The organism is Mucilaginibacter sp., assembly GCF_964263795.1.
Lineage (GTDB): Bacteria > Bacteroidota > Bacteroidia > Sphingobacteriales > Sphingobacteriaceae > Mucilaginibacter.
The window spans coordinates 11,586-32,896 of the sequence record NZ_CAXVWK010000040.1 but is presented as its reverse complement, the minus strand read 5'-3'; the positions used below and the strand labels follow the sequence as shown (position 1 = coordinate 32,896).

Here is a 21,311-nt window from a genome sequence, read left to right as displayed (position 1 = left end):
AAAAGCAAGCGGGCTTTTTTGTTAGGAAAAATCATTCAAGAACTATGGCGGAGTCTTCTGGCGATGATTTACGGTAGCAAATTTTGACCTTTAAAGGCAGGTTTCCATAATACAACCTATCAACCTCCTGCCTGCCCATTACCGAGTAGTTGATCAGTTCCTTTTTTACGAACAGTTTGCCGTTTACCTCGTAGCTATAGGTAACTACCGTAGGGCTTACAGCCCGCTTGTTGCCCATCAATGTTTGTTTAATACCCAATGATGTTTCCCTGCCAGTAATCATTCCGGTTGTGCGGCCGGTCAAAGTAAGCTCATTGGTTTTGGCAGCAAGGTAACCAAGGTTTACCAAAAAAAACAAGAAGGCGGCGCTAACGCCCAAAAACAACACTATTCTCCATATAGATGGCCAATTTAACTGGATAAGATCAATGTAGGTTATTTTGTGTTTCAATTTATGGAGACTTATCCCAGCCTAAATTACAGATACTTCTGGTAGTAATATGTGCAATTAAAACGTTTTAAGTAAAATGATCAAGCGTGTTTGACTAATTTATCGTGTATAAAAAAGGCGCCCATTAGGCGCCTTTTAAATCTATTAAGAAAAGACTTTTATTTTTCCATTTGCTCAATAACGGCAGCAGTAACGCCGGTGAAAGAGAACCCGCCATCATGGAACAGGTTTTGCATAGTAACCATTTTAGTAAGGTCGCTAAACAGGCTTACGCAATAATCTGCACATTGATCAGCATCTGCGTTACCCAGCGGACTCATTTTTTCGGCGTAATTGATAAATCCGTCAAACCCTTTTACACCACTGCCTGCAGTAGTACGTGTTGGCGATTGCGAGATAGTATTTACCCTTACGTGCTTTTTAACACCATACTGGTAACCAAAATTACGGGCAATGCTTTCCAAATAGGCTTTGTTATCGGCCATATCGTTATAATCAGGAAATACACGTTGGGCTGCAATGTAAGTCAAAGCCAGTACAGAACCCCACTCGTTTATAGCATCCAGTTTCATTGCGGTTTGTAATACGCGGTGAAAGCTCAGTGCAGATATATCTAAACCTTTATGGGTAAAATCGTAGTTATTTTCGGTATAAGGAATGCTTTTGCGCACGTTAACGCTCATGCCGATAGAGTGCAGCACAAAATCAACACCGCCGCCAAAATGCTCCATGCTCTTAGTGAACAAATTGGTAACATCCTCGTTGCTGGTAACATCTGCCGGTATAACCGGGGCATTACATTCTTCAGCCAGTTTATTGAGTTCGCCCATGCGCAAAGCAAGCGGCGAGTTGGTTAAAACGATCTCGGCACCTTCTTCGTTGCAGCGCTGTGCTACCTTCCAGGCAATAGACTGCTCGTTAAGCGCACCAAAGATGATCCCTTTTTTACCTTTTAATAAATTGTAAGCCATTGTTGTTAGTTTAATAAAGTATGGTAAAGGTAAATTTTTATTTATGATTTCAGAATTTCGTTTTGATTGTAGCTGCATCTTAGCAGTTACCCTGCCAACAACTCCCTTGCATTTTGCAAAGCGCTCTCGCCGGGTTTATCTCCGCTTAGCATTTTGGCAATCTCCAGCACCCGCTCGTCGTTACTTAGCTTTTTGATCCGGGTTTTGGTGATCGATTCTGCATCATCTTTATAAACAAAGTAGTGGCTGCTGCCTTTACCGGCTATTTGCGGCAAATGCGTTATGGTGATTACCTGCAGGTTTTGCGACAGGCGCTCCATCACCTGCCCTACCTTGTTGGCAACTTCACCGCTTACGCCGGTATCTATCTCATCAAAAATGATGGTAGGCAGCGCGGTATATTGGGCGATGATCGATTTAATGCTCAACATTAACCGGCTCAATTCGCCACCGGATGCAACTTTGCTCATATCTGCCAGGGCATGGCCCTTATTGGCCGAGAACATAAAGCGGATAGTATCTAATCCCGTCTTTCCTAACTCCTGTAATGCCGTCTGCTCAATCTCTAAAGCGGAGTTGCCCATACCCATTTCGGTAAGGTTGGCTATAACCTTGTCTTTAATCACCGGGATGGCCTTCTTACGGTTGGCAGATAAAACCTCCGCAATACCTTCCAGTTCCTGTTTAGCTGTCGCGATCTGTTTTTGCAGTTTTTCTACCGCTTCATCTCCCGATACCGCCTGGAAGATCTTTTCAGACAGATCGCTTTGTATGACCAGCAATTCTTCGTTATTGTTTACCCGATGCTTTTTCTGCAGGTTATAAAGTAAACTCAGCCGGGTGTTCACCTCTTCGGCACGGGTCTCATTAGTAAATGTTTTTTGTTCGATACCCTCAATTTCTGCAGCGATATCTTTCAATTCTATTAATGTACTTTTTAACCGCTCCTGCAGTTCTTCTACCTCGGGGTTATATTTTTCGATAGCGGCCAACTGCTGACTGGCATCACGCAACTGGATAATGGCAGACGCCTCTCCCTCCTGCATCAGGTAATTGGCCCCGGTTAAGTTGCGTTTAATCTCTTCGGCATTGTTCAGGGTATACAGTTCCTTTTCAAGCAACTCCTGCTCATCAGCGCTCACACCGGCTTTTTCCAGTTCATCAAACTGAAACTGAAAGTAATCCAGGTCGGCCTTGGCTTTGTCGTTTTGTTCTATCAAGTCTTTCAATTGCGCAACCGCTTTGCGATACGCGCGAAACTTACTCTGATAATCGCCCAGCAGATCGTGATGCCCGGCCACGCCATCCACTACTAATAACTGAAATTCCGGGTCATTAATTTCCCGTGTAGCGTGCTGCGAATGAATGTCTATCAGCCGCTCGCCAAAGTTTTTGATCAGCGTAAGGTTTACCGGTGTATCATTGATAAAAGCGCGGGATTTTCCGTCAGCAGAAATTTCACGCCGCAAAACGGTTTCGCCTTCATAATCCAAATCGTTTTCTTCAAAAAAAGCGTTAAGGTGAAAGCCTGCAATTTTGAACGAGCCTTCTATCACACATTTTTTTTGCTGGTTAAAAAAATAACGGCTTTCGGCGCGCTGGCCCAGTATAAGTGATAATGCACCTAAAATGATTGATTTACCTGCACCGGTTTCGCCGGTAAGGATATTAAGCCCCGCATCAAAGTTGATCTCGAGGTTATCGATCAGCGCGTAATTTTGTATGGATAGCTTCTGAAGCATAAAAAAAGTTCCCTCTTTTTTGAAAACACTAAATTACAAAAAGGATAATTAGTTATGGGTGCAGCAGCAAAAATTGCTAATAAAAATAGCGATGGGTTTGTACCCATCGCTATCTGAAAATTATGGACGATAATATTATGGTGTCACGGGCTCTTTAACTTCGGCCGGTGGCGGGGTTAGCGGCAATTCTTTCACCTCCGGGTGATCATTGTCATTATTATTATAATTGTCGTTATCGTTATTCCAGCCGTAACTTTCCGGATGGGTTTTTCGCCATTCTTTAAGTTTGGCCTTAAACTCCGGCGTGTTGGTGTAGGCTTTTAATTTTTCAGTTGCTTTACGCAGTTCTTCTTTTTGCTTAGCCATTTCGGGGCTGTTGGCATAGGCACGCATCTGGTCGCCTATTTTACGCATCTCTTCCTGGTGCTGCTTCATAGCCGGGTTTTGATATGCTTTGCGCATGCTGTCGCCCATGGCACGCAGGCGGGCGCCGTCGTTGCGCATATCGGCACCATAAACATTGCGCATTTGCTCGCCAAGCTTTTTCATTTGAGCAGTTGTCTCCTTAATTTCAGGTGATAAATTGGCTTGAAGTTCCGCCTCGTATTTTTTAAAGTTTTCTTGTTTGCGGTCGTCGTACTTATCGTTAATATTGTACTTGGCACGTAATCTCGCAATCATCTCCTTAAATTGCGGGGTATTAAAATAGGTTTCCATCTGCTTGCCCAACACTTCCATTTGTTTGCCGGTAGCTTCCATTTTGTTGTTACTGCCACTCCATTTGGCCTCAAATTCTTTAGCAGCTTTTTCCTGGGCAGCGGTTACTTGCTTTATGCGGTCGCTGTTATAAAAAGCGTCTATCTCTTTTCCGCGTTTGTCCAGGTCGGCGCTAAAGCTTTTAAATTTATCACTATCATAATATGAGCTGATTACTTTGGCTTGTTTATCTACATCTGCCGCAAGCCTGTCTAACTCGGCATCGGGCATACCTTTATGATAAAAGACCTTATTATTATAGTAGTCCCTGTCTGATTTTTGCAGTTTGTACTTAGCCTTAACCGCTGCTTTATTAGCCTTAACAGCATCTTTAGCAGCGCTTTTGCGGGTGGTATCGCCCAGCAGGTTTTCCAGAACAGGTTTAACCGCTTTTACGGATATTTTGCCCTGAGCAATTTCCGGGTTAAGCAGGGCCATACAGCCTATGCCTGCAGTTAGTATCAGCATGGCCACTATCGTTGGCCTTACGCTTGGAATTTGTTTTTTAGTTTTCATGATACGTTCAATTCGGTTTAATAAATGATACTTTTTGCCTGTTACAGCCAGCGCTAACTGCAACTTGTTTTGGCGGGTTTGTTCTAACTTAAATAGAGCCTTAGCATATATAATTGGGTTTTGCGTTGCATCAACTACCAGATCATCGCAGCTGTTTTCGCGCTCTTCGCCAATTATTTTATTTATGAGTAGTACACAAGGGTTAAAAAACAGCAGGGTGGTAATGATCTGCTGGGCAACGTTAACTAAATAATCGTTGCGCTTGATGTGGGCCAGTTCATGCATCAGTATGGCCTCGATCTCGTCATTGGTAAGATAGCTGGTCAACGTAAACGGCAGCAATATCACCGGTTTAACATAACCAACAATACAGGGCACATCTACCAAACGGCTCAGGCCAACTTTTACTTTTTTATCGATCCCGAACTTTTGGGCAAAACGGGCAATTTGTTGTTGCAGTACCACGTCCAAACTCATGGTTTGTTTGATGATATTGATACGCCTTCGGCCCCAGATAAGCCGGCCGGCATTGATCATCAACCCGGCAATGTATAGGATAGTGATATAAGGCAGATAACCTTCAATACTGTAATAATAGCGTATGCCCTGGTTGCCCAGTTGGCGGATATTTGTTGGCAGGTCCATCAGTAAAGGCATATTGGCCAGGCTTGCCGGTTTCACCGCTAACCAATTGTAAACCATAACTTCTGTAAACAATGTATACCCAAACCACGCAGTAATTGCTGCAAGGCTGCTAACGGCCATTAAATATTTTTTTGCCGACGATAAGCCGGGTGCCACTACCAGTACCAATCTGAGCAGGAAGTAGATCAATAATCCCTGCCATAAGGAGTGGATAATGGTAATACCCAAAACCTGACTGATGTTATACAATATGTTTCCCATTGCTGATAATTTTAAAATCTAATTTCTAAATCCTAATCTTTTATCTCTTAACTGATTAATTCTCAAACTTCGTTAAGAAATCTTTTATCGCATCTATTTCGTCCTTTGATGCTTTGTGCTGGCCCAAAGCCTGTATCACCAGATCAGACGTTGAGCCTTTAAATACGGTTGAAAGGATCTTATCCAGCGCGCCCTTTTGTGCCTGCTCGCGGGTAATAAGTGCTTTGTACAAATGCGTTTTGGCGTCGGTATTGCGTTCAACCAATCCCTTTTCGTGCATTATCTGCATCAATTTTAACGTAGTTGTGTACCCGGCATCTTTACTTTTAGCCAGCTCCTCATGCACATCCCTCACGCTGCACTGCCCGTTTTTCCAAATCACCTGTAATATTTCCAGTTCGCTTTCCGTCGGTTTCAAATCCATCTGTTTTATTATTATACGAATTTCTTCGTACAAATATGTACGATAGTTTTCGTATATCAAAATAAATGTGAAAATTATTTTTTTCTAACTATAATTAATGACAGATAACACAAAGGAGAGCACAGAAAAACTAAAACTTTTAACGCATGTAACAGTGTCGCTGCGCAAACCTTTGTGTTGCCTGTTATACTGGTTAATAGACGCAGCGCTTTTTGAAACGTTACACTTTTTCGCGAATTGACTTCATCCTACCCCATTACCGTTATGCAACGACGGGTGTTTTGCAAACTCATCATTAAAGGTTATTGGGATGACCGGGAGCGGGATGATGAATTACCGCAATGTCATTTATATACCCTAATTACCCTTTTGGCTTTCCGAGGTGTATATTTGCCGTAGATTTTATTGCTATGGAAATTTTTGCTTTGGGTGAGGGTTCGTATTCTGTTGATGCTACTAAAAAGTTTGTTCCGTTTAACCCGCAAACGGATAACCGGAAAGACAGGCCGGGATCGCTTTTTATCCACGTAAACCCTTTCCTGATCAAAACTGCCGATGACCTGATCTTATTGGATGCCGGGCTGGGATATAAAGATACCCACGATGACCTATTATTGCACCAGCACATCCGCAATGCCGGTTTTAAACCCGAGGATGTAACACTGGTACTTATGTCGCACTTGCACTATGATCATTCGGGTGGTTTGGTGGTTGACCGTTACGGGCAACTGGAACCAAGCTTTCCACAAGCCACGCATGTAATACAGCGCGAAGAATTTGAATTCGGCTTGTCGGGCAAATCATCCTCTTATCACGTTGATATTTTTGAGGCGCTGCAATACCGCGCCAAAATTGACTTTGTAGAGGGTAGCGGGCAGTATAAGCCGGGCATCAATTACGAGCTATCTGCAGGGCACAGCAAGTTTCACCAGGTTTTTTGGATAGACCTTGAGGGCCAAAAAGTTTTTTTCGGTGGCGATGAACTGCCGGAACCCGAGCAGCTGATCAGAAAGTTTGTAGCCAAGTACGATTACGATGGGCACCGCGCCGCTGAACTGCGCATCCAATATGGCAAACAAGCGGCAGCCGAAGGCGACATCTGCCTGTTTTATCACGCACGTGCTACTGCTATTGGTACCGTAAGCTACAATGATGAAGTGTTTACCGTAACGCCGGCTTAAATATCCTGCTCCACGCCAAATAATTCTTTGATCTTCTCCACATTAAGCGGTTTTGAAATAAAATCTTTCACCAGCGGGTAAGAACGGGCCTTGTTGATATCGTTACTGAATACGGATGATGAAATGATGTAGATTTTGCTTTTACCCAGCGGGTCGAGGTTTAACCGTTTATATTCATCCAGAAACTCCCATCCATTCATGATCGGCATGTTAATATCCAGCAAAATATAGTCGGGTAGTTGTGCAGGGTCTTTGCGCTGGATCTCGGCAAGTTGGTCAATGGCAAACTTACCATTAAGGCAGGCCATGATATCGGTGTTCAACAACGCCTTCTTGATTAATTTTATCGAGATAAAATTATTTATTTCGTCATCGTCAACCAATAAAACACTTACTGTTTTGCCGTTATTAGGGTTCATATACGTACTTTATACGGAAGCATACTTAAAAGGTTATATTCCTAAACGTTGTAAATGTAATATTTTTAAGTAATACACATTATTACGACGCAACAGTTAAAAACATTCTTTTAAGTAAAATTTTAGCTCCCAAATTAACTTTTAATTGTGTTTCCGTTTTTTATGACGGGTTATTTCTTAAAACCGTTACACATCGGCAAACATTAATTTGCGTCTCCAAATGTGCGCATTTATTTTAGTAATTATTTACGAAGTTACTATGTGTAAAGATTGTTACTATAGCGAAAAGACGTGTGTGAACATGCAAATAATGATGCAAACATTTGCAGGATAGATTGTTTGAATTGTAAAACACTCAGATTATGAAATTTACAGCAAATTTGTTTGTATTCTGTATGCTATTTTGCGCTACTCACCTACAGGCGCAAAAAGTAGCCAATTACTATTCGGGCAAGCCGGGTACGGCTACTTACCAAGGCTATTCATTTTGGGCCAAAGCAGGCAAGCCTACGCAAATCATGTATAATTATGGTAAAGACAGGGCGGAAATGAAACCAACCTACGCAGGCAAAGCGTCCTACAAAAATCAGCGCGGCTTTAAAATGGTATTCCCCAACCAAAAGGTGTTTTATGTGATCCCTGCGGGTGACAACCTGAAGATCGTTAATACTGCCCTTAACAACACAGAAATATTCAAGTGGGAATACGAAGGCCCGGTTGAAGGCCGCGGCACGTATTGCGAAGTATGCACGCAGGATGAGAAAGAAGCCATGCAGTTGTTAAAAGCGGCGTATTTAAAATAAAAAAGGCTCCGTGCTGGAGCCCTTATTATTTTATTTAATTAAACAGTGCAGATCTGCAGCACTATTATCACGTTCCGTATTCCGGAGTGGTTACTTCGCTTTCTTCAAATTCGTAATCACTTAGTGGCGGGCATGAGCAAATCAGTGTCCTGTCACCGTAAGTATCGTTTACACGACCAACAGATGGCCAGAATTTATACTGTGTTACATAAGGTAACGGGAAAGCAGCTTTTTGGCGGGTATAAGGGTGCTCCCACTCGTTAGCCGTAATTACTGCTGCAGTATGCGGCGCATTCTTTAAAGGGTTATCCAGTTTATCGCTCAGGCCTTTTTCCACATCTTCAATTTCATGACGAATAGAGATCATGGCATCGCAGAAGCGGTCAAGCTCGTGCTTAGGCTCAGATTCGGTTGGCTCAACCATTACTGTACCTGCCACCGGGAACGAAACTGTCGGCGCATGGAAACCGTAATCCATCAAACGTTTGGCAATATCTACCACTTCTACGCCATATTGTTTAAACGAGCGGCAATCCAGGATCATCTCGTGGGCGCAACGGTCGTTTTTACCGGTGTACAGCACATTGTAATGACTGGCCAAACGGGTTTTGATATAGTTTGCGTTCAGGATGGCGTAACGGGTAGCGTTAGTTAAGCCGTCGCCGCCCATCATGGCAATGTAAGCATGAGAAATGATCAGGATAGATGCCGAGCCCCATGGCGCAGCAGATACCGCATGGATAGCTTTGCCGTTATCGATATCGACAACCGCGTGACCAGGCAGGTAAGGTACCAGGTGCTTAGCCACCCCAATCGGCCCCATACCCGGGCCGCCGCCGCCGTGAGGGATGCAGAAGGTTTTATGCAGATTCAAGTGGCAAACATCAGCGCCGATATTTGCAGGACTGGTTAGCCCTACCTGTGCGTTCATGTTGGCACCATCCATGTAAACCTGGCCACCATTCTGATGAATGATCTCGCAGATCTCGATAATACTTTCCTCAAATACGCCGTGTGTAGACGGATAAGTTACCATCAGGCAGCTTAATTCGTTTTTGTATTGCCCGGCCTTGGCGCGCATATCGGCTACATCAATGTTACCGTTGTCATCACATTTTACTACCACTATCTTCATGCCGGCCATAGCTGCAGATGCAGGGTTGGTACCATGGGCAGAGGATGGGATCAGCGCGATGTTACGGTGATGATCGCCCCTGTCAAGATGATAAGCACGAATTACCATTAAACCTGCGTATTCACCTTGTGCGCCTGCATTTGGCTGTAAACTCATGGCTGCAAAACCGGTGATCTCGCTCAGCCATTTATTCAGTTCATCAAACAACTGCATGTAACCGCCAACCTGGTCGGTTGGTGCAAAAGGGTGCATCTTGCTAAATTCCGGCCAGGTAACGGGTACCATTTCGGTAGTAGCATTCAGTTTCATGGTGCATGAGCCTAATGCGATCATCGAGTGGCAAAGCGAAAGATCTTTTGCTTCAAGCGATTTTATATAACGCAGCATTTCATGCTCAGAATGATGCGAGTTGAACAAGCCATGCGTTAAATAAGCTGATGTACGCTGTAACTCTGCCGGGATAATACCCTCAACATTATTTTTCAACTCATCGAAGTTGGCATCAGCAAGGGTTTTGCCCTTTACTTTGGCAAACAGGCGTACCAGGGTTTTAATATCCTCCGGTGATGTGGTTTCATCTATTGAGATAGTTGCCACCGTACCGTTATAATTTAAATTGGCCAGGTTGTTAACCGCTTCTGAGTTAACAGGGCCTTTCAGTTCGCCCAGGTCAAATTTCAACGTATCAAAGTACGCTTCATTCAATTGCGCGTAACCTAAGGCTTCCAATGAAGATGCCAGCAATACGGTTAAACCGTGAATCCTTTGGGCAATCAGCTTTAAGCCTTGCGGGCCATGGTAAACGGCATACATTCCGGCCATAATAGCCAGTAATGCCTGTGCGGTACAAATATTTGAGGTTGCTTTGTCCCTGCGGATGTGCTGCTCGCGGGTTTGCAAAGCCATACGCAATGCATAATTGCCCGCGCTATCGATAGTTACACCGATGATACGGCCGGGAATAGAGCGTTTGTATTCTTCCTTTGTTGCAAAAAATGCAGCATGAGGGCCACCAAAGCCCATTGGCACACCAAAACGCTGGGTACTGCCTACCACAATATCTGCTCCCCATTCGCCCGGAGGGGTCAGCAGGATCAGGCTCATAATATCAGCAACTACCGTTAGCTTCACATTTTTTTCGTGCAGGGCGTTGGCAAAGTCGGTATAATTATACACAGCGCCGTTACCTGCCGGGTATTGCACTATGGCACCAAACATATCGTCTGTCAGTTCTACCGTGCGGTGATCACCAATTTGCAGGGTGATGCCGTAAGGCTCGCTGCGGGTCTTTAAAATGTCTATCGTTTGCGGGAACAACTCTTCGCTCACAAAAAACACATTGGCTTTTTGATTTTTGCGCAGGCTATATTGCATAAACATAGCTTCGGCAGCGGCGGTACCTTCATCTAATAAAGATGCGTTTGCAATCTCCATCCCGGTAAGGTCGATAACCATGGTTTGGAAGTTTAGCAATGCCTGTAAACGCCCCTGGGCAATCTCGGCCTGGTAAGGCGTGTACTGCGTGTACCATCCCGGGTTTTCCAGAATGTTACGCTGAATAACACCCGGTACTATCACATCGTAATACCCCTGGCCGATATACGATTTCATGACCTTGTTTTTTGAAGCTGTCTGCTTAAGTGTGTTCAGGTAGTCAAACTCGCTTTTGGCGGCAGGTAAATCAAGCGGTTTTTTCAAGCGGATCTTATCCGGAACCGTTTGCGAGATCAATTCATCAAGTGAACCTACGCCGATAGTGCTTAGCATTTTTTCGGAATCGGTTTGGTTTGGCGCTATGTGCCTTTGCTGGAATTTCTCCTGATAGTCTATGTTCAGCTTCATCAAATGTGTGCCTTAAAATTTAGGGCAAAGGTACAATATTAGGCTTTGAATAACAATTAGGTAATGCTTTAGTGACACTGCATTTACAGCCATGGATTAGGACAAGGCAGTTATTTTACCTTACATCCACACAGACCTGTGCAGCAAATCCGGAAACATAATGATAATATACTGATGGTTTAATAAATGCCGCTAAATTTCTTATTTTGCAGTGTTAACGCTATGCTGGTGCGCAAACTGATTTTTCTTTTACTATTTATAATTGTAACCTCCAGTACGTCTGCATCCGTTTTTACCGTTACCAGCATTGCCGATGCCGGCCGCGGTACCCTTCGCGACGCTTTAACCCTGGCGGCTGCCAATGGCGTTGCCGATAAAGATTTTATTGTCTTTAACCTGCCAAATACTACGGAAGCAGCCCGCATTATACGCCTGGTTACGCAACTGCCGGATGTAAGCTCGAATTTGGCGATAGATGCCAGCACACAGCCTGGCGGTAATTTTGGCGTAAGTAAAGCCCGTGTGACTTTAGCCTTAGGCAATAATTCAACAGTGGTGTCTATCCTTAACCTTGTTAATGTAACTGATGTTAGCATTACCGGGATTGCTTTTAGGGGCAACTGGCTGGATACCAACCCACCCAGTAATGTAATCGGGATCAACGCGCAGGATGTAAGCAATATCGATATCGGTGCAGTCAGTAACGGCAACCTGTTCAATAACCTTTTTAACGCCATAAATTTTACGAGGGCAGACCACGTTAATTTACGGGGTAACATCACCGGCTTAACACGTGATGGTTTGCGGTCATATAAAAACAATTCGGCTTTTGTTTTCAGCAATTGCAAGTGGATAACGATTGGCGGCGGACCTACCGAACGCAACATTTTTTCGGACTACAGCCAGTCGGAAGTTACGCTTGACCACTGCCAGAATGTGGACATTAAGAATAATTACTTTGGCACCAACTACACCGGCAACGCTGTAATTGGTTTATCGTTTATTGGCAAGACTGCCCCTGCCGACGGACTATTTGCTACAGGTGGCGGGGTGTTCAATATCAGCGATAATGTACTGTCGGGTATGGGCAATGCTATATACTTGTCGGGTACCGAATTGCCTTTTGAGATCTCCAACAATCGGATAGGCGTTGGGGCATCAACAAACACCAATTTGAATAACCGCGCAGCTATCATCATTAAAGATGCACCATCGGGCGGTAACATTTTAAATAACATTGTTGCCTATAACCAGGATGGCATTGTAGAAACCAATAGTAAACCCGTTACCATATCCAACAATAGCTTTTACTGTAACCTGAACAACCCAATCAAGGTAACGAGCAACACGTCGGCCCTTCCGTTCATCAATGTGATTAGCAAAACCAGTACAGATATTTCCGGAACGGCAACCCCCAATAGCAAAATTGAACTTTTTTTTACGGACGACTGTAACCTGTGCCAGGGTAAAATTTACATTACTACCGTGGTAAGCGGCAACGATGGTGCATGGAGTTACAGCGGAACACTTACAGGCTCAATTGTAGGCACAGCTACCAACAGCGCCCGTGCAACCTGTTCGTTCTCGTCGCCAAGTATTGGTACCGCTAACGCTGTTATAAAAAATACGGAGTGTGGTGCCGACGGATCAATTAAGGGTTTAACATATGCCAATGCCACCACTTTGCAATGGACAAATATGGCGGGCAACATTGTGGGTGCAGCTATCGACCTGGTGAATGTGCCTGTTGGTAAATATCGCTTAACGGTAGATAACGGCACATGCCCGGCAACGTCAGACTATTTTGAAATTAAGCAAAATACGTTCGCTATCAATTCCACCGGCGTAGTAATGAGCCAGCCCAGCTGCGGGCTGGCAAACGGCCGTGTTAGCGGTTTAAGTATTGTCAACGCCGGTAACATCGCCCTTACCACCCAATGGACCAACAATGCTACAGGAGTAAAAGTTTCTGATCTGCTATTGCTTGAGAATGCCGCCCCTGGCAGTTACACCCTGCATGTTAAAGCTATAGGCGGCTGCGAAAGAACGTATGGCCCAATTACCCTGAGGAACCTGGACGGGCCGAAGATCAATCAAAGAAACGCCATCATCGCCCCCAGCCCATGCGGGCAGTTTACCGGATCGGTAAGGAATATAACTGTTACCGGTACGGGCACAATCAAATACAGTTGGAAAAACCAGTTTGGCACCGAGGTAAGCACCACGCTTGATCTGTTTAACAAGCCCGGCGGCAAATACCAGCTTGAAGTTACAGATGATACGCACTGTGCAGCTACACTAAGTACCCAGATAGAAATACCTGAAACAAACGGCGTATCGCTCAACACCACCAACGGCAGGGCGCTATCTGCCAGCTGCGAAAAAAACAATGGTTCGGTACTGGGCTTGCAGGCAACCGGGGCTACTCAAATAACCTGGACCAGAAAGGCTGATAACGTAGTAGTTGGCAGCGCAATAGAATTAAAGGATGTACCCGCAGGCGATTATGTGCTTACATTGGCAAATGCAACCTGCAGCAAAACGTACGATTTTACCATCAACGCGCTCTCAAGCACCATCTTCCCCGATTTTGCTGCTACTGTAAATAAAACATGCTTCGCCTTTAATAGCGGATCGATAACGATTAATACCGATGGTGCGCCCGAAGAGCCTGCGGCTTTCAGATGGGTAAACAGCGCCGGCGATAATGTAGCATTTGGCAAAACAGCACAGATACTGCCTGAGGGGAACTACAAGCTTTACCTTACTAACCGTTATGGCTGCGAAAATTTATATAAAGAATACACGGTTGGCAAATATTCCGAACTGCTGATAGCCGGCTACGGCACGGTAGCTAACCTTAAATGCGGCATCGGTATTGGCGGGGTTACCGCGACTGTGTTTACAGGCGGCACTACCAATTACGTTTACCAATGGTATGATGCAAACGATGTTGCCCTGCCCGGCAAAACAAACGCTTACCTGGATAATGTGCCGCCCGGTAAATACCGGTTAAACGTTACTGATGGTGGTTGCAGCCGGGGCGACGTTACCTACACCATACGTGATGATGCTGAAACCCCAAACACCCCTACCGCGGGGAATGTGCGGCTGCCTTTTGCTGGCACGGCTAATATTAAAGTTAATGATCCTTACCCTACCGCGCTGTACAGACTATATGATTCGCCCACTGCAGCGAAGCAAATTGACGAGCAGCGCGGCGGCACTTTTAATGTTAGAGTAACCGCAAGCCATAGTTATTATGTTACCCTTACTTATGGTTATTGTGAAAGCGCCCGCACCGAGGTAAAGGTAATTGTAGACCCTACTGCTAACGGCATTGCGAACACTTTTACCCCAAACGGCGACGGTGTTAATGATTACTGGCAGATAAACGGGTTCGACGCCACATCAGACGGGGTAATAAGCGTACTTACCCGCGATGGCAAACTGGTCTATCAATCTAAGGGATACGCTAAACCATTTGACGGTACCTATCAGGGCAAACAACTCCCGGCCGGTGTTTACTTTTACACCGTCGATCTGCACAACGGGCGCGTTGTATCGGGCAACGTAACTATCCTGCGTTAAAACTTACCGCGCTAAACACGCCAAAACCATGTTAACCCACGAAATTTATAAGTAATTATAAATCAACTATTTATAAAGATATTATCAAAAAAGTGTTAACCTTTGTTAACCTTTGTGCGTTTTTTATAAATCATCACACCAGCTGCCGCAGGTACATTTGTACCGTGTTCTCTAACCCATAATATAGCGCATCGCTAATCAATGCATGGCCAATGCTTACCTCATCCAGCGCCGGAATGTTCTGGGCAAAGTATTTGAGGTTTTGCAGGTCGAGATCGTGCCCTGCATTGATACCCATACCCAGGCTGTGTGCAGCTTCTGCCGCTTTAACATAGGGGGCAACTGCCTGTTCCTTATCAGCAGTGTAGCTGTGTGCATAGGCTTCTGTATAAAGCTCGATACGGTCGGTACCGGTTGTCGCAGCCGCCTGCACCATTTCGACAATGGGGTCAACAAATATGGATACGCGGATCCCTGCGTCCTTAAATATTTTGATGGTATCTTTTAAATACTGCTGATGTGTGATCGTATCCCAGCCGTGGTTAGATGTGATCTGCCCTAATGCATCAGGCACCAGCGTAACCTGCTCGGGCTTGCTATCCAACACCAACTGAACAAATTTCTGCTCCTGGCAATTCCCCTCGATGTTAAACTCTGTGGTTACAATCTTCTTCAGGTCAAAAACATCCGCATAGCGAATGTGCCGCTCATCCGGCCGTGGATGTACCGTGATGCCCTGCGCACCAAAACGTTCGCAATCTTTTGCAACCTGCACCAGATTGGGGTTATCGCCACCGCGCGAATTACGCAGCGTTGCTATTTTGTTGATATTAACAGATAAACGGGTCATGGGCGTAACAATTATAGAACGGTAAATATCATTATTACTGTGCTAACAATTAAATGAATTTTGTGATTGCAGAAAAACACATCATGACCAGTTCAATCAACATTATTTATAATATGGTGTTAACTTGCAGATACAGCTATGAAGAAAATACTTTTCAGCCTTATTGCAATCACTTTGGTTTGCCATTACTCTACAAATGTGCAGGCGCAGGCAACCTATGCCGATATAAGCAGCTATCAGGTTTATTTTGGCTCCGCAAAGCGGTTCGGGCAAATCTGGATGGTGTTAAGAAAGTTTAGTAACCATGGCCGCAGGTACCTGCTGCTGGTAAACCCAAAAACTTTAGAAAGCCGTACCGATGATGCTGACGGTTACACCGTAAACGCTATGACCATGCCTGCAGCAAGGAAGTATTTTGGCGGCTCGGTATATATAAAAGCTTTGGGCGAAGCCGAAGCACAATCTGTATCGTTACAGGACGCGGGTATTGAACATGGCATTCCAAAGGAAACCGGCATTAGCCTCACGGCCGACCTTTGCCCTTCGCACCGCCCGCTCGACCGGCAGATATTTACCGATATCATCGCCGGCTTTAAAAAGGTAGAAACCCCGGTACCTATCGCCTTATCCGTAAGCGGCCTTTGGATGCGCCACCACCTGCAGGACATTGCCTGGTTAAAACAGCTGCAGGCAGGGCACGAAATCAATATCACCTGGATAAATCATTCGTTTAATCATCGCGTTAGTACAAAAAGTCCGCTCAAAACCAATTTCCTGTTAGAGCCGGGTACCGATATCAATTATGAAGTGTTAGAAACGGAAAAAGCTATGCTGGCGAACGGATTGCTGCCATCGGTATTTTTTAGGTTTCCGGGCTTGGTTTCAGATCAGCAGTTAGTTTATAAGATCACTAATTTCGGCCTCATCCCAATCGGTACGGATGCATGGTTAGCCAAAGGGCAACAACCACATTCAGGTAGTATTGTATTGATACACGGCAACGGTAACGAACCGGTGGGCGTAAAAGACTTTGTGGAACTGCTGCGATCTAAAGCCCCCTCGATAGCAAACAAACAATGGTTGTTGTATGACCTGCGGCAAATTGTTGAGGATGATACAGGTGTACAATAAATGGTTTAATACTTGTATTGCCGATGTCAGCGATCTGCGGCCGCAACTGTTCGCATGGATAAGGCAGTCATATCAGATCAAATAGAAAGGGCCCGCATCACTGCGAGCCTCTTCTATATATAATTGTGCTTAAAATTATAGTTGGTGCAATCCGGTTGGTGCAGCTATCGGCAGACTTTGGCACCATTGAGTTACCGACATTTTGAAATTAAGTGGCTGGGATAATGGTCAGTTAACCAAAAAAGGGATATGGCTCACACCACATCCCTTTTCGTCTTTCATCTTTTGTCTAAAAGTCTTTAGTCTAAACCTTAGTACCTGTAGTACTCCGGTTTAAACGGACCTTCAACAGTTACTCCGATGTATTCAGCCTGATCCTGATCTAAAACTTCCAGTTCAACACCAATTTTTGCTAAGTGTAAACGGGCAACTTTTTCGTCGAGGTGTTTAGGCAATGTGTAAACTTTATTTTCGTAAGCGTCGGCATTTGTCCAAAGCTCAATTTGCGCAAGGGTTTGGTTAGTAAATGAGTTACTCATTACAAAGCTTGGGTGGCCTGTAGCACAACCTAAGTTAACCAAACGGCCTTCGGCTAATACGATAACATCACTGCCATCGATAGTGTATTTATCAACCTGTGGTTTAATTTCGATTTTGCTATCGCCATAAGCGCTGTTTAACCATGCCATGTCAATTTCGTTGTCGAAGTGGCCAATATTACAAACAATAGCTTTGTCTTTTAACGCGCGGAAATGCTCTTCGCGAACAATGTTTTTGTTACCGGTAGCAGTAACCACGATGTCAGCCTCGGCAATAGCGGTCGAAAGTTTCTTCACTTCAAAACCTTCCATTGCTGCCTGTAAAGCACAGATAGGATCGATTTCGGTAACAATAACACGAACACCGGCATTGCGTAATGAATCTGCAGAACCTTTACCTACGTCGCCATAACCACAAACTACACCAACTTTACCAGCCATCATAACATCAGTAGCACGACGGATAGCGTCAACTAATGATTCGCGACAGCCATATTTGTTATCAAATTTTGATTTGGTAACCGAATCGTTAATGTTTATCGCCGGTACCAATAAAGTACCTGCTTTCATACGCTCGTATAAACGGTGTACACCAGTAGTGGTTTCTTCAGATAAACCCTGAATACCGGCAGCCAGCTCAGGATATTTATCAAATACCATGTTGGTTAAATCGCCACCATCATCCAATATCATGTTCAATGGTTTGCGGTCTTCGCCAAAGAATAAAGTTTGCTCGATACACCATTCAAACTCTTCTTCGTTCATACCCTTCCAGGCGTAAACAGAAGTACCTGCAGCGGCAATAGCAGCAGCAGCATGATCTTGTGTTGAAAATATATTACATGAAGACCAGGTAACTTCGGCACCCAGTGCAATCAATGTTTCAATTAATACAGCTGTTTGAATGGTCATGTGTAAACAGCCTGCAATACGCGCGCCTTTTAGTATTTGCGACGGACCGTATTCTTCACGCAGCGCCATTAAACCCGGCATTTCTGCCTCGGCCAATTCAATTTCCTTGCGGCCCCAGGCGGCCAGTGAAGGATCCTTCACTTTACTTTTAACGTATTGAGTCTCTACTGATGACATATTGATATTTTTTTTACAAAAGTAATTAATATAAATATTTTAATGAAATCGGCTTTAACAGGTATGACTTTGAGATGAGTTATTTTAAAGCGCTGGTGGATTTGCCAATACTGATCTTCTGATACTTATAGCCAATATTACCGTTATAATCTACCCCTTGTGTGATGATAGTATAGGTTGATGGTTTACTTGCCGCATTAAATTTAACAGTTGCATGTCCGCCGGCGTCTGTTATAATGTTAGGCTCCCAGTTGATCGTACTGCGGTTTTCATTTACAGCAGGTGCATCCGTTACATTATATTTTGGCTTATAAAATTGTTGAGGTAGGCTCAATGGCAATGGTTTGTGCAGGTAAACCCCAACAGTTGCACTTGATGCCGGGCCCTGGCCGCTACGGGTAGTAATTTCTATAAATGCATATTCATGATAAGACGGCTCTTCCATAGGCATATCGTGCCACCTGATCATGTACTTGGTATTGTAGTTAGATGTAGCGTTTACCTCAATCCCTTTTATCTCTTCGGCCGATCGTGATTTAAGGAACTCACGTATATCATCAGGCTGGGTTGCGGGATTAAAATCCCGGAATTCTACTCCATCAATTTTAATTACAGCGGGCCTCGAGCCTATATAAAACCAATTATTAGGTACATTAGATTCAAGGCCTGTTAGCCTCCTTTCAAATGCTAACACTCTTTCTGCTATAGATGCCGGGAGATTTTTAGGAAACAAAAATGCCGATTCTCTAAACCCTTTAACATTTTCTTCCAAAAATTGCAGCATCGACTTTTTACCTGCTTTCTCCATATCCTTTTCATCAAACACCAAGTCGGCATTACCGGGCCCATTAAGATTATTGGAGCCTTTGACTACTTTTTTAGCCTTAATTACCACTTCGTTTAATGAGCGCACGCCATCAGGAAGCCTTTCCTGCAGGCGTTTTAAACCAACATTTTGTTTGACATAACCTGCTATTGTATCGCCGGCGTTTACATACCAAGGATTTTGCAGTGGTGTTACGGGCGCGGCAAAATCGGGCAGTTTAAACTCATCGGCTGTTATACTGGCGTTAATGGTTTTACCGCCTGGGCGCGCAGCTTTAATAATAAAAGCAGGTGTATCTAATAAGGGCAGCCAAAATTTAAACTGTCCTTTGGTATTGGTTACCGTATCTAACGCTATCACCGGCTTAAGGGACAGCATCGTGATTTTTGCCTTTGTAATTGGCTTATTAAAAAGATTGGTAAGCTTACCGCTAAAGCTGTAATCGGTTTCCGTTTTATAAGTAATGCCTTTTTCAGGTACATCATAATTTACCCAGCCTTGCGTAAGCAATAAATTATCTAACGCCCGCCACGATTCGGCAGTGTTGCCAAAATAATAACCGGGCTGCTCTACGTAGCCTTTCAATTCCGAGCTCAGCAGCAAATCAGTAAACACATTATCGCCTTGCAACGTGTCTATATTGACCAAGGCGTCATCAGTTACCGATAGGGCAAAATTACCTAACACCGGTTTAGTCGTATTATCTGTAACGGCCAGCTCCATCAGTACGCTATCCTTAGTCGCTATACCTGCAACAGGCGTTTTAAGTTTAATATCAAGCTGATCTTTGTGGTCGATAAATACCATCCGTTCATTCAATGCAAGTCCTGATTCCGTAGTTAATATAAAACGGGTAATACCAGTTGGGAATAGATTTTTGGTTAGGACACGCGTTGTTGATCTTTTATCTATAAAATTTAACACCGCGGCGTAGCAGACCACCCCGCGCGCCTTGGCCAGCAGGAAATAAGTTTCCCTACGTTTTAATAATTCGTCACCGGCAGAAATGGTCAATTTCAACGAATCACTTGTCAAAAGGTTATCTATCCGTAAACTTAGGCCTGTAGCTTTTACAACAGGTAAAAGGTACGTTTTTGTCTGTCTGTCCGGCAAATTAATTTTAGCGGTATATAATTCACCCGCCCTGATACCATTTAGTATAAAACTTCCCATCCCCTTATGGGTTGATGCAAAATCTGCTATCTTTTGCCCTTTGCTATCCACCACTATTCCTTTAACATCTGAACCGTTCCCATTTTCATTTATCGCTTTAAAGCCAATTACAGATGGCAAACCCGCAATTAAATTGCCACCCTCGGGCATAAACTGCAGGTCGATATTTGCCGGATTATTTAAATTTAACGGGATGATGGAGCGTTTATCTTTTGTAGCGCTTTCGGCGATGATATACAGATCTGACGTTTTCTGCGGTGGGGTAAAATTAATATCCATCGAACCATACAGATCGGTATCCATTACCTGTTTATACAAAGCTTTTTTGCCGCTCATTACGCGCAGATTAACCGGTTTCCCTACAACCGCTGTGTTATCCAGGTTTTTAAATTGCAATACGGCCTGTACGTTTGGCTTTGCATTTACAAGTGATTGCTTTACTTTTGAGTTGATCAGCCACGCATCCTCATAAGTTGTAGTAATATTAATGCGCTTATAAAAAAAGGTTTTGTCGCCAAAATTGCGCATCCAGTTGGTATAGGCGCGAATGATGTAGGTGCCGGCCTTGTAATCCTTATCGTTAATGGCGATGTTGCCCCAGGTAACACCATTGCTAACCGGCAATAGAAACTGCTGTATTACTTTATTACTATCTGTAGCGATCTCGACATGCAGCAACCCGCTTTTTGCGGAGAGCAGTAACGATGGTGCATTGATAAGCCAGGCTTTAAACCAAATGGTATCGCCCAGTGCATAATAAGGTTTATCAAACTGCATATGGACCTTCTCCGCCGCGAAGTTTTTATTCATGCTGTCGGATTGTGCCTTGATCTTTAATAAAGCTTGTTGCGCAGGCTTAATTTGTGCCCGGGCGTTAACCGCCAAAACAATAAGCACGCAAAAAACTGTACAAAAGATGAGCATCCTTTTAACAAGTACAGCGGGCATAAAGGCGGATTAGTAATT

At 44.2% G+C, this 21,311-nt stretch carries 14 protein-coding genes; 4 read left to right on the top strand and 10 right to left on the bottom strand.

Going from position 1 to position 21,311, the window contains the following annotated elements; translation table 11 throughout:
- Positions 1-31 precede the first annotated feature (31 nt).
- The 5 genes from ACE5CV_RS07405 to ACE5CV_RS07385 all read right to left on the bottom strand — a co-directional run bounded on the left by ACE5CV_RS07405 (position 32) and on the right by ACE5CV_RS07385 (position 5,766).
- A complete protein-coding gene (locus tag ACE5CV_RS07405) occupies positions 32-451 on the bottom strand; it encodes a hypothetical protein (protein WP_374949532.1) in 420 nt (139 codons plus the stop codon).
- 158 nt (positions 452-609) lie between these two features.
- The gene (locus ACE5CV_RS07400; protein WP_374949531.1) at positions 610-1,422 is read right to left on the bottom strand and encodes an enoyl-ACP reductase; all 813 of its coding nucleotides are present in this window, start codon (positions 1,420-1,422) and stop codon (positions 610-612) included.
- An 86-nt stretch (positions 1,423-1,508) separates the two neighbouring features.
- Positions 1,509-3,164: a DNA repair protein RecN gene (recN, locus tag ACE5CV_RS07395; protein WP_374949530.1), complete on the bottom strand. Its 1,656-nt coding sequence runs from the start codon at positions 3,162-3,164 to the stop codon at positions 1,509-1,511.
- A gap of 135 nt (positions 3,165-3,299) precedes the next feature.
- Positions 3,300-5,342 (bottom strand): M56 family metallopeptidase, encoded by a 2,043-nt coding sequence (locus ACE5CV_RS07390; RefSeq protein WP_374949529.1) that lies wholly within the window; start codon positions 5,340-5,342, stop codon positions 3,300-3,302.
- Between the two features lie 55 nt (positions 5,343-5,397).
- Positions 5,398-5,766: a BlaI/MecI/CopY family transcriptional regulator gene (locus ACE5CV_RS07385; RefSeq protein ID WP_374949528.1), complete on the bottom strand. Its 369-nt coding sequence runs from the start codon at positions 5,764-5,766 to the stop codon at positions 5,398-5,400.
- Positions 5,767-6,176: 410 nt separating this feature from the next.
- Here ACE5CV_RS07385 and ACE5CV_RS07380 point away from each other — a divergent pair, with 410 nt between their 5' ends.
- Positions 6,177-6,947: an MBL fold metallo-hydrolase gene (locus ACE5CV_RS07380; protein WP_374949527.1), complete on the top strand. Its 771-nt coding sequence runs from the start codon at positions 6,177-6,179 to the stop codon at positions 6,945-6,947.
- On the opposite strand, the gene ACE5CV_RS07375 is transcribed toward ACE5CV_RS07380, so the two are convergent.
- Positions 6,944-7,366, bottom strand: coding sequence for a response regulator (locus ACE5CV_RS07375; protein WP_374949526.1), 423 nt, complete (start codon positions 7,364-7,366; stop codon positions 6,944-6,946). The two genes, ACE5CV_RS07380 and ACE5CV_RS07375, sit on opposite strands and share 4 nt — an antisense overlap.
- Positions 7,367-7,728: 362 nt before the next feature.
- On the opposite strand from ACE5CV_RS07375, the gene ACE5CV_RS07370 reads away from it, so the two are divergent.
- A complete protein-coding gene (locus ACE5CV_RS07370; RefSeq protein ID WP_374949525.1) occupies positions 7,729-8,169 on the top strand; it encodes a hypothetical protein in 441 nt (146 codons plus the stop codon).
- A gap of 67 nt (positions 8,170-8,236) precedes the next feature.
- Here the strand turns inward: ACE5CV_RS07370 and gcvP are convergent, their stop codons facing one another.
- Positions 8,237-11,146, bottom strand: a complete 2,910-nt coding sequence (gene gcvP, locus ACE5CV_RS07365) for an aminomethyl-transferring glycine dehydrogenase (RefSeq protein ID WP_374949524.1) — start codon at positions 11,144-11,146, stop codon at positions 8,237-8,239.
- 186 nt (positions 11,147-11,332) lie between these two features.
- Here gcvP and ACE5CV_RS07360 point away from each other — a divergent pair, with 186 nt between their 5' ends.
- Positions 11,333-14,737, top strand: a complete 3,405-nt coding sequence (locus ACE5CV_RS07360) for a gliding motility-associated C-terminal domain-containing protein (protein ID WP_374949523.1) — start codon at positions 11,333-11,335, stop codon at positions 14,735-14,737.
- A gap of 133 nt (positions 14,738-14,870) precedes the next feature.
- On the opposite strand, the gene ACE5CV_RS07355 is transcribed toward ACE5CV_RS07360, so the two are convergent.
- The gene (locus ACE5CV_RS07355) at positions 14,871-15,587 is read right to left on the bottom strand and encodes a pyridoxine 5'-phosphate synthase (RefSeq protein WP_374949522.1); all 717 of its coding nucleotides are present in this window, start codon (positions 15,585-15,587) and stop codon (positions 14,871-14,873) included.
- Positions 15,588-15,725: 138 nt separating this feature from the next.
- On the opposite strand from ACE5CV_RS07355, the gene ACE5CV_RS07350 reads away from it, so the two are divergent.
- The gene (locus tag ACE5CV_RS07350; RefSeq protein WP_374949521.1) at positions 15,726-16,718 is read left to right on the top strand and encodes a polysaccharide deacetylase; all 993 of its coding nucleotides are present in this window, start codon (positions 15,726-15,728) and stop codon (positions 16,716-16,718) included.
- A 311-nt stretch (positions 16,719-17,029) separates the two neighbouring features.
- Here the strand turns inward: ACE5CV_RS07350 and ahcY are convergent, their stop codons facing one another.
- Both ahcY and ACE5CV_RS07340 read right to left on the bottom strand, forming a co-directional pair.
- The gene (gene ahcY, locus ACE5CV_RS07345; RefSeq protein WP_374949520.1) at positions 17,030-18,346 is read right to left on the bottom strand and encodes an adenosylhomocysteinase; all 1,317 of its coding nucleotides are present in this window, start codon (positions 18,344-18,346) and stop codon (positions 17,030-17,032) included.
- Positions 18,347-18,425: 79 nt separating this feature from the next.
- Positions 18,426-21,293: a hypothetical protein gene (locus tag ACE5CV_RS07340; protein ID WP_374949519.1), complete on the bottom strand. Its 2,868-nt coding sequence runs from the start codon at positions 21,291-21,293 to the stop codon at positions 18,426-18,428.
- Positions 21,294-21,311 lie beyond the last annotated feature (18 nt).